Annotated in this window: 10 protein-coding genes; 7 read left to right on the top strand and 3 right to left on the bottom strand. The window is 39.7% G+C overall.

Features of this window, described 5'->3' with window-relative positions; genetic code table 11:
* Positions 1 to 63: 63 nt before the first annotated feature.
* Complete coding sequence (metG, locus tag C6N34_RS08575; RefSeq protein ID WP_057176808.1) at positions 64 to 1,653, bottom strand: methionine--tRNA ligase; 1,590 nt, start codon at positions 1,651 to 1,653, stop codon at positions 64 to 66.
* Between the two features lie 654 nt (positions 1,654 to 2,307).
* Here metG and C6N34_RS08570 point away from each other — a divergent pair.
* Both C6N34_RS08570 and C6N34_RS08565 read left to right on the top strand, forming a co-directional pair.
* A complete protein-coding gene (locus C6N34_RS08570; RefSeq protein ID WP_006277891.1) occupies positions 2,308 to 3,126 on the top strand; it encodes an alpha/beta fold hydrolase in 819 nt (272 codons plus the stop codon).
* A 41-nt stretch (positions 3,127 to 3,167) separates the two neighbouring features.
* Complete coding sequence (locus C6N34_RS08565) at positions 3,168 to 4,643, top strand: leucyl aminopeptidase (RefSeq protein ID WP_057176821.1); 1,476 nt, start codon at positions 3,168 to 3,170, stop codon at positions 4,641 to 4,643.
* A gap of 2 nt (positions 4,644 to 4,645) precedes the next feature.
* On the opposite strand, the gene ilvN is transcribed toward C6N34_RS08565, so the two are convergent.
* A complete protein-coding gene (gene ilvN / locus C6N34_RS08560; RefSeq protein WP_006277889.1) occupies positions 4,646 to 5,179 on the bottom strand; it encodes an acetolactate synthase small subunit in 534 nt (177 codons plus the stop codon).
* A gap of 159 nt (positions 5,180 to 5,338) precedes the next feature.
* Between ilvN and C6N34_RS08555 the strand changes: the two genes are divergently transcribed.
* From C6N34_RS08555 to C6N34_RS08535, 5 genes are all read left to right on the top strand, one after another.
* Positions 5,339 to 5,581, top strand: a complete 243-nt coding sequence (locus C6N34_RS08555) for a TIGR02450 family Trp-rich protein (protein WP_057176809.1) — start codon at positions 5,339 to 5,341, stop codon at positions 5,579 to 5,581.
* Positions 5,582 to 6,028: 447 nt separating this feature from the next.
* Positions 6,029 to 6,895: a ferredoxin:protochlorophyllide reductase (ATP-dependent) iron-sulfur ATP-binding protein gene (gene bchL / locus C6N34_RS08550; RefSeq protein ID WP_006277886.1), complete on the top strand. Its 867-nt coding sequence runs from the start codon at positions 6,029 to 6,031 to the stop codon at positions 6,893 to 6,895.
* 210 nt (positions 6,896 to 7,105) lie between these two features.
* Positions 7,106 to 7,639 (top strand): DUF5331 domain-containing protein, encoded by a 534-nt coding sequence (locus C6N34_RS08545; protein ID WP_006277885.1) that lies wholly within the window; start codon positions 7,106 to 7,108, stop codon positions 7,637 to 7,639.
* Positions 7,640 to 7,669: 30 nt separating this feature from the next.
* Positions 7,670 to 9,073: a ferredoxin:protochlorophyllide reductase (ATP-dependent) subunit N gene (locus tag C6N34_RS08540; protein ID WP_006277884.1), complete on the top strand. Its 1,404-nt coding sequence runs from the start codon at positions 7,670 to 7,672 to the stop codon at positions 9,071 to 9,073.
* Positions 9,074 to 9,588: 515 nt separating this feature from the next.
* A complete protein-coding gene (locus C6N34_RS08535) occupies positions 9,589 to 9,810 on the top strand; it encodes a hypothetical protein (protein WP_115538367.1) in 222 nt (73 codons plus the stop codon).
* An 11-nt stretch (positions 9,811 to 9,821) separates the two neighbouring features.
* On the opposite strand, the gene C6N34_RS08530 is transcribed toward C6N34_RS08535, so the two are convergent.
* Positions 9,822 to 12,425 (bottom strand): chloride channel protein, encoded by a 2,604-nt coding sequence (locus tag C6N34_RS08530; RefSeq protein ID WP_115538368.1) that lies wholly within the window; start codon positions 12,423 to 12,425, stop codon positions 9,822 to 9,824.
* Positions 12,426 to 12,437 lie beyond the last annotated feature (12 nt).

The following is a 12,437-nucleotide window of genomic DNA, read 5'->3' as shown; positions in this document are numbered from 1 at the left end:
GTAGCAAACACCTCTAGAAGTAACCTTTGCCATGAAAAGACAAATGTTGAGAGGGTTCCGGTTTTAAAGTTCTATCCGTTTGAAAATTGGCTGAGGTGTGCCTAACTGTTGTTTATTCGATAGTACGCCCCATGTTGCATGGGTTGTAAAAGGTGCAACGGTGGAGGTTTCTTCTGGATTGTTAAAATTGATTCCCCATCCTAATTGCTGATAAATATCGCTACTGATATTAGGAATAATTGGCGATAGTAAATAAGCTGTTAGTCTCACCGATTCCAGAACGGTGTACAACACTGTTGCTACCTCATTCTGTTTTCCTTGTTTATATAATGACCAAGGAGCTTGTTCATCTATAAACTTGTTACTGGCTTGAACTAATAACATCACAGCTTGAGCTACCTCATTGAAAGCTAAAACTGAATAAGCTTGTTTAACTTTCTCCCCTAATTGCCCACCAATTGTCTTTAAGGTATTCTCAGGGGGAATATCTTGTGGAGCAATGGAGGGAATTTCCCCAGCGCAGTATTTTTTCACCATGTTCAAAGTACGATTTAACAAATTACCTAGGTCATTGGCTAAATCTGCATTTAGAACATGAATGAACCTAATTTCATTAAAATCGCCATCCTTACCAAATTCGATTTCCTTAAGGAAGTAATAACGAACAGCATCACTACCATATTTTTTCACCAGCGCTACAGGATCAACAGTATTACCCAGAGTCTTCCCCATTTTTTGACCATCTTTAGTCAAAAATCCATGTCCGAATACTTGTTTTGGCAAGGGCAAATTAGCTGACATCAGCATAGCTGGCCAATATACGGCATGAAATCTTAATATATCTTTACCAATTAAATGTAAGTTAATTGGCCACCATTTAGACACGGCATTTTCTAAAGTTGGTTCTGTTCCTGGTTCTAATAGTGCTGTTATGTAGCCTAAAAGTGCATCAAACCAAACATAAAGAGTATGTTGGGTATCCACAGGTACAGGAAAGCCCCAATCTAAATTGACCCGTGAAATTGAAAAATCTTGTAAACCTTGACTAACAAAGCTAAGAACTTCATTTCGCCGACTAGCAGGTTGAATAAAGTTTGGATGGGATTGATAAAACTCCTCTAGTGGTTTTTGATACTTAGATAGACGAAAAAAGTAATTTTGTTCATCGCGCCATTCCACTTCCTTGGTGGTATGGATAGGACAGCGCTTACCTTCTATCAGCTCCCTTTCTTCCTTAAACTCTTCACAGGATACGCAGTACCATCCCTTCTGCTCTCCTCGGTATATATCACCCTGTTCCCAAACTCTATTAAAAAATTCTTTGACAATTACCTGATGCTTTAAATCAGTAGTACGACTAAATCGATCATATTGAATGTTCAAAATTTGCCATAAATCAATAAAACTAGGGACAATTTGATCACAAAACTCTTGGGGTGATTTTCCTTGACTTTGTGCTGATCTTTGGATCTTTTGTCCATGTTCGTCTGTTCCAGTAATAAATATCACTTCATTACCCAATAAACGCTGAAATCTGGCTATAGTATCTGCAGCTATTGTGGTATAAGCACTACCAATATGGGGAACATCGTTTACATAGTATAGCGGTGTGGTCAGGGCAAAGGTTTTTGAAGTTTTATTTGTTAGATTCATAGATAATAAAAAAGAAATTATTAAACAGTTTTACCAGCTAGTTAGTTTTGTAAAGCTAGGTAATTATATAACATTACACCTATTTTTTCCAACTGTGTTTTGATCATGACAAGTTAATAACCTCACAATTTTTTCCATTCTATAAACACTAATGATTGTTCCCTGGGATTAGGAGACAATTAGTCAACAATCACATTCCCGGATTTTGCCTGGATTTTGATTACTGTAGTCAGAGAGTGTACTCAGATCAAAAAACTGGGCAAACCAACGGAAAATCAGGCCTAATCTCTAATTTCTACAGTCCCATCTGATCCCGTTCAGGTTTAAGTACAGAAATGTAAAATATTAATTAAGAAAAATGCCAAATTTTTGCGCAACATACACGAATTAATCGGTAAATAGGTAGGAAAATTTCAGTTTTCAGTATGGACAGATTGTGCTTCGTCAAATACAATCTCATATCCATACTTCAACTACCAACCATTGAGATGGATTAACTGCGTCAAGGATTTATTCAGCGATTTCACCTATTTATATATAATTCATTCAAACTTCGTTAAAATCTGTAATTATAGTTTCAGACTGAATTGATTTTTATATAGAAAGCTTGATGTAGTTAGCTTTTAATGACTCTATTCCCCGAAAAATACCAAGATGATAGATGTGGAACTCAAACTCCGGTTTTTAACTCCCAAACCCCTACAACCAGAATATCCATTGTTTATTTATTTACCAGGAATGGATGGAACCGGTGAAATGCTACAGTCACAAATTAGCGATTTAGGGCGGGGGTTTGACATTCGTTGTTTAGCAATTCCTAAAACGGATATGAGAGATTGGAACCTATTAACCACAAATGTCCTCGACTTAATTGATATGGAATTGACTACAGGATCCTTCAAGAGAGGAAATCGCTTGGTTTATTTGTGTGGTGAGTCTTTCGGTGCTTGTTTGGCTATGAAAATAGCTATTCAGTCACCAAGTTTGTTTAAACGTATTATTCTAATTAATCCCGCTTCTTCTTTTAAACTAAATCCTTGGATCAGCTTTTCATCCCAAATGACAAATTTAGTACCATCATGGTTTTATCCGGTAGGTGCTTGGGGGTTGCTACCCTTTTTAGCATCTTTACCTCGCATATCCACTCCCCTCCGTCGTCAACTACTCCAAAGTATGACCTCCCTCCCTGCAGAAACTATTAATTGGCGATTGTCCTTATTGCGTCACTTTCACCTGGATCATGAGAAAATGCAACAACTCAAACAAGAGACACTGTTAATCGCTGGGGGAAGCGATCGCCTGTTACCATCCCTTACAGAGGTAGAAAGATTAGGAAGGATGTTGCCAAATAGTAAGATCGTGATTTTACCTGATAGTGGTCACGCTTGTCTAGTGGAGGAAGAGATAAATCTATATAAAATTCTCCAAGACCAGGGATTTTACGAGAAAGTCTCCCTCAATAGAAAATTTTAGGCCATACTGGAAGCAGGTAAAAACAAGAAAAAATGACAGAAATGATAACTCGGACTAGTGACACAGAATTATTAAATTGGACTGGTGATACCCTGGGTATTGGACTGTTTGAAGATGCAGTAGAGCTAAAAGACGACTTAGCAACTCTCAACCAGAAATACGGGGGAGTTTTCTCAGAAGTCATCGCTGAAGAAGAGTTCACCGGTAAAGCTAATACTACAGTGGTCATTCGTGTGGGAGCCAACTCCCCCATTCGTAAGGTAATTTTTATCGGTTTAGGAAAAGTAGATACACTGAAATTAGAAACTTTGCGTATAGCAGCTGCAACCCTTGCTAGGACTGCTAAAAAGCAAAAAACCAAAACCCTGGCTATTAGTTTTCCAATATACAATAATCAACCAGCAGCTACCGCCCAAGCGATTACAGAAGGGGCCCAATTAGCACTTTATCAAGATATTCGGTTCAAATCAGAACCAGAAGATAAAAATCCCCCTATTGAGACCATTGACCTATTAAATTTATCGGGACAACAACCCGCTATCACCCGCGCAGAACAAATTGTTTCCGGAGTTATTTTAGCTCGAGAGTTGGTAGCAGCTCCAGCTAATGCGGTCACACCTATTACTATGGCACAAACTGCTCAAGCGATCGCCCAGGAACATGGTTTGGAACTAAAAATTCTGGAACAAGAAGACTGTGAAAAACTTGGTATGGGAGCATATTTAGGCGTAGCACAAGCTTCCGACCTTCCACCCAAGTTTATTCACCTCATCTATAAACCCGCAACCACCCCTAAACGTAAACTAGCTATTATTGGTAAAGGTCTCACCTTTGATTCTGGTGGTTTGAATATTAAAGGAGCTGGTAGCGGAATTGAAACTATGAAAATTGACATGGGTGGAGCTGCTGCTACTCTTGGTGCTGCTAAGGCTATAGGTCAGATTAAACCAGATGTAGAAGTTCACTTCATATCCGCAGTTACTGAAAATATGATTAGCGGTAAAGCTATGCACCCAGGAGATATCCTTAAAGCATCTAATGGCAAAACTATCGAAGTAAATAACACTGATGCGGAAGGGCGTTTAACCCTAGCTGATGCTCTGGTGTACACCGATCAGTTAGGTCTGGATGCCATGGTGGATCTAGCAACCCTCACAGGCGCTTGCGTAGTAGCTTTAGGCGATAATATTGCTGGCTTATTTACCCCTAATGATAATATAGCATCTCAATTGCAAACCGCTGCTGAGTCTTCTGGAGAAAAGATTTGGCGGATGCCAATGGAAGAAAAATATTTTGAAGGGTTAAAATCAGGTATTGCTGATATGAAAAACACTGGACCCCGCTATGGTGGTTCTATTACAGCTGCTCTATTTCTAAAGCAGTTTGTTAAAACTACACCATGGGCACATTTGGATATAGCTGGACCTGTTTGGGCTGATAAAGAAAGTGGCTACAATAGTGCTGGAGCAACTGGTTTTGGTGTAAGAACCTTGGTGAGTTGGGTTGAAAGCGATTAAATCTAGTATTTTTGTGCTAGTACTTCTCTGGGAATTGATTTCAAAAGTTCAGTATTGACACCGGATTCGCGAGTGAGAGAAATTTTGCCTGTGCGGGCAATTTCCTTCAAACCGAATTTTTGTAAAACCTGAACAATTGCTACCATTTTCCCAGGGTCTCCTACCACTTCTATGGTCAGAGAATCTTCCGCTACATCAACTACCCTAGCACGGAAAATCTGAGCCAGTTCCACCACTTGGGATCTGTTGGTGCTATTGGCATTTACCTTTAAGAGCATCAATTCCCGCTCTACACAGGGAGTTTCTGTAACGTCTTGTACCTTTAATACATTAATCAATTTATATAATTGCTTAGTTATTTGTTCAAGTACGCGGTCATCTCCAGGTACAACCATAGTAATGCGGGATATTCCCTCCTGTTCAGCAGGACCAACAGCTAAGCTTTCAATGTTAAAGCCACGACGCGCAAATAAACTGGCAATGCGAGACAAGACTCCCGCTTCATCTTCTACAAGAACTGAAAGAGTATGTTTCATGTTGGTCAAAATGGAATGGGTAAAGATAACTAACAACAGACCGATTATAGGAGAAAAGAACGCGTAGAACAACTGGGAGCGGAGCAGTGTTTGCGCGGAAGATGATAATTAGATGATAATTAATTGTGTATATCTCTCCGTATACTTATATTATTTCCGATGGCTAAAAAACAAAAGTTTCCTTATTTACTTGGTTCTAAGTGGACAGCTCAACAAAAAGTGGATGGTTGGAGACACTTTCAAGTTGTTAATCGTAAAAATCAAGGTAATTGGGTATATGCGGAAATGGTAGCAGCATGTGATCCAAAAGTGCGTTTTTGGATAAATGCTAAACTATTACAGGACAATTCCCAATGGCATCCGGGTTGGCAATCTTTAGTAGAAATCAACAATAAGACGTAGTATCACTTAGCGATCGCCTTTATCCATAATCCTTTTTCGGGGATTATAGGGGAACGCTATTCTATTTTAATAATAATTTACATAAAAGCTCAACCTAGTATTAAATCTCCCCAATCCCCATATTTCCGTCTTCCTATCCTAGCACCTACCTGGATTACCCCCCATAATGGCTAATTTGTTTTTTGTAACTATTTTTAGTGTAAAAGTAATAAAAAATTGATTTAGAGCTAAATATAGAGATTTTTTAAGATTTAAGGGACATTTAACCCATAAAAAATCAGTTTTGCTTGTAAATTCTACATTTAGAGCAGAATTTCGTAGTTGATTGCCCTTTGCTTTATGGGGAACTTGGATAATAATGACAATCACAGACCTTGAGAAATTACCTGGTAAAAACCCAGGATCTCTGTGGAACCGAAAAGAAAAACTATTGAGAGATGAGAAATTATGAAATTAGCAGTTTATGGAAAGGGTGGTATTGGTAAATCTACAACCAGCTGTAACATATCCGTGGCCCTTGCCAAACGGGGTAAAAAGGTACTACAAATTGGCTGTGACCCAAAACATGACAGCACTTTTACCCTAACCGGGTTTTTGATTCCCACCATCATTGACACCCTGCAAGAAAAAGACTATCACTATGAAGATGTGTGGCCAGAGGATGTCATTTACCCTGGATATGGTGGTGTTGACTGTGTAGAAGCTGGTGGACCACCCGCAGGTGCAGGATGTGGTGGTTATGTGGTAGGTGAAACTGTCAAACTCTTAAAGGAACTCAATGCTTTTGATGAGTATGATGTGATTCTGTTTGATGTTTTAGGTGATGTGGTTTGTGGTGGTTTTGCTGCACCTCTAAACTATGCTGATTACTGTTTAATTGTCACTGATAACGGTTTTGATGCACTCTTTGCTGCTAATCGCATTGCTGCTTCTGTCCGTGAAAAAGCCAGAACTCACCCCTTACGTTTAGCAGGTTTAATTGGTAATCGCACCGCGAAACGGGATTTAATTGAGAAGTATGTAGAAGCAGTGCCAATGCCTGTATTAGAGGTATTGCCATTGATTGAAGATATTCGTGTTTCTCGTGTTAAGGGTAAAACCCTGTTTGAAATGGCAGAATCAGACCCCTCACTCAATTATGTTTGTGACTATTATTTGAGTATTGCTGACCAAATTTTAGCTCAACCAGAGGGGGTTGTTCCCAGTGATGCTCCTGACCGGGAACTGTTTTCCCTGTTGTCAGATTTCTATTTAAATCCCACTAAACCACAGACTAATAACCAGGAACAAGAATTGAAACTGATGATGGTCTGAGGTGTTTAATTAGGGGTGAAGATTAGGAACCCAGTTGCAGCAAAATAGCTATCGAAAAACAGTTTCATCTTATCTACAATTGTCCTTTAGTCTCCCGTATCATGGTCAGTTGCTGTTATATTACACATAAAACACAGCAGTTCTTGAAAACCTGATTTTTCTGCTTGGTTTTTTCACCCAACAATTTAGTTTTTACCGGATAGGGGAAATATGGCTTTCTTCGATAGTTTTACTGATGCAATTAAACAAAAGTGGTTACATTTTTTTGAGGTTAATCGTGAGTGGATTGTGGTGCAGATGGCTGCACAATCAATGTCTACCCCTGATGGAGGTAAACGTCCTTCTTCTTACCTGATCCTGGGTGTGGTCAACGCTTTGGAACCTAAACTTGCTCAGTTGATGTTTCCTTTTGCTAAGTTGAATCCTGACCCCGATATTTTAATTGAGGTTCTGGGATTAAATTTTGACCCCGACCTTGCTATTGCAGGTCAAGCACGTAATCTGGATGATGGGAAAGTATATTCCGATGCACCTAGTGTGGTGGGAGAAAATCCTTCACTGGTGAATAGGTCTCTAGGGTTGAATTTACCGGATGATGATGAATTCGATGATTTCAACCAATCCCATGAGACGGGTGAGTTGGTTTCTGACGTTTGGGGCGGAGATTCTTCTGGAAATGGCGAGGAACTACCTCCCAGGGTTTTTGATGGTTCGGAAATGGCCCGTCTCTTCCCCGAAAATTAAATAAATATAAATAAAGGAGAGAAAAATTAAATGACAGTGACTGCGGAAAATACTGCTTTAACTTTTGAATGTGAAACCGGTAATTATCATACTTTTTGTCCCATTAGTTGTGTAGCTTGGTTATATCAGAAAATCGAGGATAGCTTCTTTTTGGTAATTGGCACTAAAACTTGTGGTTATTTTCTTCAAAATGCCATGGGAGTAATGATTTTTGCTGAACCCCGTTACGCAATGGCTGAATTGGAAGAAGGTGATATCTCTGCTCAGTTGAATGATTTTAATGAGTTAAAAAGACTTTGTGAACAAATTAAACGCGATCGCAATCCTAGTGTAATTGTCTGGATTGGTACTTGTACTACTGAAATCATCAAGATGGACTTGGAGGGATTAGCTCCCAAGTTAGAAGCGGAAATTGGTATTCCTATTGTGGTTGCTCGTGCAAACGGATTGGATTATGCTTTTACCCAAGGTGAGGATACGGTTTTAGCTGCTATGGCTAATCGTTGTCCTGCTCAAACACCAGTAACTGAAACGGAAAAGAACGAACGGAATGCTATTCAAAAGTTACTACATTTTGGGAAGAAAAAGGAAGAGGTAATTGAGGAAGAATCGGAATATGTCAACCATCCACCTTTGGTATTATTCGGTTCTTTACCAGATCCTGTGGTTACCCAATTAACGTTAGAATTGAAGAAACAGGGAATTAAGGTTTCTGGTTGGCTTCCTGCAAAGAGATTTACCGAGTTACCAGTAATTGAAGAGGGCTATTATGTTGCTGGTGTTAATCCCTTTTTAAGTAGGACTGCAACAACCTTAATGAGAAGGAGAAAATGTAAACTAATTAGTGCACCATTCCCCATTGGTCCAGATGGTACCCGTGCATGGGTGGAGAAGATCTGCTCGGTTTTTGGTATTACTCCCCAGGGTTTGGAAGCAAGGGAAGCACAAATTTGGGAAAATATAGAGGATTATGTGAAGTTGATTCGCGGTAAATCTGTATTTTTCATGGGTGATAACCTGTTAGAAATTTCCCTAGCTCGGTTCCTAGTTCGCTGTGGAATGACCGTACCAGAAATTGGCATCCCTTATATGGATAAACGTTACCAAGCAGCCGAACTATCTTTACTAGAAAAGACTTGTCAAGAAATGGGTGTTGCCTTACCTAAAATTATCGAGAAACCAGATAACTATAATCAAGTTCAGCGGATTTATGAATTAAAACCAGATTTAGTAATCACTGGGATGTCTCATGCTAATCCCCTGGAAGCAAGGGGGATTAATACTAAGTGGTCTGTGGAGTTTACCTTTGCACAGATTCATGGATTTGGCAATGCGCGGGACATTTTGGAATTAGTCACCCGTCCTTTAAGGAGGAACAATAATTTGAAGGACTTGGGTTGGGATAAACTGGTGCGAGAAGCAACTACAGCTTAAGAGATACAATTATTTGTAGGTTGAGTTATTAAACTCAACAAACCCACGGGATCTCGCCAACTACCCGTTATTGCTTGAATTAATCCACACTTGGTCCATGGGGGAGACCGGGAATTGATTCCCGGTCTCAGTTGTGTTTTCCACCCACAAAAAACCTCCATAACTCATGGGAAGACCCACGAGTTAGCAAAGAAACTAATTAATCACAATGTGTCTTACCAGAATACTCATAACCTCCCCTGAATTACCAGTTGGCGTGACTAGCTTGTGGAGCTACCTTAACCAGTCGGGTTTGACCGACTTGGGCTTTGAGTCTCCCCCACGGACCAGATGTGGATTAATTTAAACAATAACGGGTAATTATTGACAAATCATTCAAATGTCAACTAATTAAGATATTTAGGTTCCCAGCTATTGTAAAGGAAAGTTAATCAATTATATAATTTCTTCTTATTTCCAGTGCGGGTTGATTTTTTCAATTTCAACCTCGCGTTTTAGTTCAGGATGTGATTAAAATGCCCTTGTTTTTTCTAGTTCCAGTACTTACCGCTTGTATAACTGGTTATTTTTTCAGTAAAAAAAATCTGGAGATTGCTTATATTGCTGGTATATTAACAGCTGTTACCCTGGTGGTGAGCCTGTTTTTAGCATCCTGGCAACTTCAGTTAGTGTTATTAGCAGTGATAATTTTCCTTTCTAACCAACTGTTGGCTAAAATTAACACCAATGACCGTTGATTCTGTGACCTCTAAATTTCTCCCCTAACTAGTATAACTGTACTATTAACACCGGAGGCAATAGTTTCAGGAATATTACCGTGGATTGCCTGTTGTAATAGTCCCTCCCGGGAAGCACCTAAAATCACCACGTCGAAACCTTCTGTGTTAACCAGTTCAATTACTGCTTGACTAACCGACTCACCTTGTAAAGACGCAGCAATTACTTGACCATGGATGTTTCGGTTACGAATTAGTTGGCGAGTAGACTCCTCTAAAACGTGCATATCCGGTTCCTTTTCCCAGGGTTTGACCACCTGGGTAAGGCGAATTTCTGGATTTTCTACTAAGCTTACTAAAGCTGGTAATAACTTAATAGCTACGGGTGCATTTGGTCCTCCAGCCATGGGTACTAACCATCGATGAAAATTAGCAAGGTATGATTTATTATGCAAGCTACTTAATTTGACCAAAACAACATCACAGGTGGCTTGACGAATAATCGTGTCTACCACCGTACCAAAAATTCTTCCTGGTGTGGAGGTGTTTCCCTTCCAACCCATAAAAATTAAATCTATATGTCGTTCCTTAATGGTTTCTAAAATGGCCTGGGCCACATCATGAGCAACCCGTATTTGGGTGTGGATGGGAATTTGCCATTTTTTGGCTAGGGATTCGGCTTGTCTAAGTATTCTTCTGCTTTTTGTTGTTCTGACCTTAGTTTCAGAAGGAGAACTATGACGAGATACTAAAATAATCTGTAAGCATTCTAATTCATAATGGCGTTCTTGAGCAATTGTAGCAGCCATTTGTAATAGAGTTTCCGCTGTATCTGGATTAGATAGGGTAACTAATAGTCTACCTCTTCCAGTACTAGGCGATCGCGTTTGATATACCAGATATGATGGTTCTGGTTGAGGTCCAGAGGCGATATTTTTACAGTTAATGCTATCTGCTTCTGCTCTAATAATATCGCCACGAGTAATAATACCAAGAATTTTTTGTTTTTCTACCACCGGTAAGCGACTAATTTGGTGACGGTTTAGTAGGTATAAAACTTCCGTTAAGCCTTGGTCTGGTTGCACGGTAATAGGTCCCGGTGTCATAATTTCCCGTAAAGTAGTATGCTGAAACGGGTAAATGTTTTTAATATCTGACTGGGTAATAATTCCCACTAACTGACTCTGATCTACCACTGGAAACCCTCGATGATGAGAACGAGAAAAAGCTTGAATAGCCTCTTTTATAGACATCTGGACATCTAAGGTTTCTACTCGTTTTTGCATTACATCTTCAGCTTTTAATTTAGTTAAAACACCTTCAATAGGACTATTTTTTTCAATGGTAATCCCATTCAATTTCAGTAATTCATCATAGAGTGAACCTGGTACAAAGTAGTCTGCAACCAAATAGGCTGTTACAGCAACAATCATTAAAGGCAATACCAGATTAAAATCCGTAGTTAGTTCAAAAACAATGACAATAGCAGTAATAGGAACCTTAGAAACTGCACTAAAGAAACCACCCATTCCTGCTAAAGCGTAAGTATTAAGGGAACCAAAACCCAAGAATTGCACCTCAAAAACACCAATAATATGACCCAAACAAGAACCTAAAATCAAGCTAGGGCCAAATAATCCCCCAGGTGCACCCGAACCAAAAGCAATTAGGGTGAGAATAAACTGACTAATGAAAGTAATAGTAGCTAATAGCAAATTAGGCTCACTAGCAATCATGTATTCTCTCAAACCAGCATTATCTCGATAGTATTCTGGTAGCAAAGCCACAATCAACCCAGAAAGTAGACCTGCTAGAGCTACCCGTAAAGGTAAAGTGATATGGAATCTTTGATAAATTTTGAGACTAAGTCTTAGCCCATGACGGAATACAGCACTGAATAGGCCAATAATTACCCCTAAAAGCAGAAAAATGGGAATTTCTGGGAGGTAAAACTGAGCAGAATAGTTAACCAGTTCTCGATTAAGTTGTAAAGTTCCACCACCCAACAATCTAGAAATTACCCCCCCAATAAAACAGGCAATAATAGCAGTTCCCAGAGTTAATTCCGACAGGTCCTTCAGTAGTTCCTCAATAATAAATAATACTCCAGTAATGGGAGCATTAAAAGCAGCAGATAACCCCGCACCCGCACCTGCAGCAATCATTTGGCGACGATGTTCAGGAGATGTGGGTACTAAACGGCTCATCCCCGCAGCCAAACCCGCACCAACCTGTATAGTCGGTCCCTGTCTCCCCAAGATTAAACCCGATCCCAAGGTAAAAATAGTACTAATTAACTTAATCCCCGCCACTTGCCAAGATAACCTGATAGGAACATTACCTAAACTGGCTTTCACTTGGGGGATACCACTACCAGCAGCTTCCGGAGCAAATCGTTGGATTAACCAACCTGCAAAAAACCCGAACCCCATGCCAATCAACGGTAATACTAACCAAGCTGGTAAAATATGGGTACTATGAATACGCCATGTTCCTAACCATCCCGAACTCTGTTTGAGTAAAACAGCTGATAAAGCAGCTACAATACCAATAATAGAAGCCTCCGCGATCGCCAAACCCTTTCTGGGTCGCCAGATTTGACGAAACTTTTGAGTGAGTTGATCAACAATCAACATATAGCAACATAT

It is taken from the genome of Cylindrospermopsis raciborskii Cr2010, from assembly GCF_003367075.2.
Classification (GTDB): Bacteria; Cyanobacteriota; Cyanobacteriia; order Cyanobacteriales; family Nostocaceae; genus Raphidiopsis; species Raphidiopsis raciborskii.
The sequence above is the reverse complement of the archived record's forward strand: the minus strand, read 5'-3'. Positions and strand labels throughout refer to the sequence as shown.

Bases quoted from the DNA above. Each gene is read 5' to 3' on its own strand.
- ilvN (WP_006277889.1), bottom strand. From the start codon at position 5,179: ATGAAACATACTCTTTCAGTTCTTGTAGAAGATGAAGCGGGAGTCTTG.
- C6N34_RS08565 (WP_057176821.1), top strand. From the start codon at position 3,168: ATGATAACTCGGACTAGTGACACAGAATTATTAAATTGGACTGGTGAT.
- C6N34_RS08545 (WP_006277885.1), top strand. From the start codon at position 7,106: ATGGCTTTCTTCGATAGTTTTACTGATGCAATTAAACAAAAGTGGTTA.
- C6N34_RS08540 (WP_006277884.1), top strand. From the start codon at position 7,670: ATGACAGTGACTGCGGAAAATACTGCTTTAACTTTTGAATGTGAAACC.
- C6N34_RS08555 (WP_057176809.1), top strand. From the start codon at position 5,339: ATGGCTAAAAAACAAAAGTTTCCTTATTTACTTGGTTCTAAGTGGACA.
- metG (WP_057176808.1), bottom strand. From the start codon at position 1,653: ATGAATCTAACAAATAAAACTTCAAAAACCTTTGCCCTGACCACACCG.
- C6N34_RS08530 (WP_115538368.1), bottom strand. From the start codon at position 12,425: ATGTTGATTGTTGATCAACTCACTCAAAAGTTTCGTCAAATCTGGCGA.
- C6N34_RS08535 (WP_115538367.1), top strand. From the start codon at position 9,589: ATGCCCTTGTTTTTTCTAGTTCCAGTACTTACCGCTTGTATAACTGGT.
- C6N34_RS08570 (WP_006277891.1), top strand. From the start codon at position 2,308: ATGATAGATGTGGAACTCAAACTCCGGTTTTTAACTCCCAAACCCCTA.
- bchL (WP_006277886.1), top strand. From the start codon at position 6,029: ATGAAATTAGCAGTTTATGGAAAGGGTGGTATTGGTAAATCTACAACC.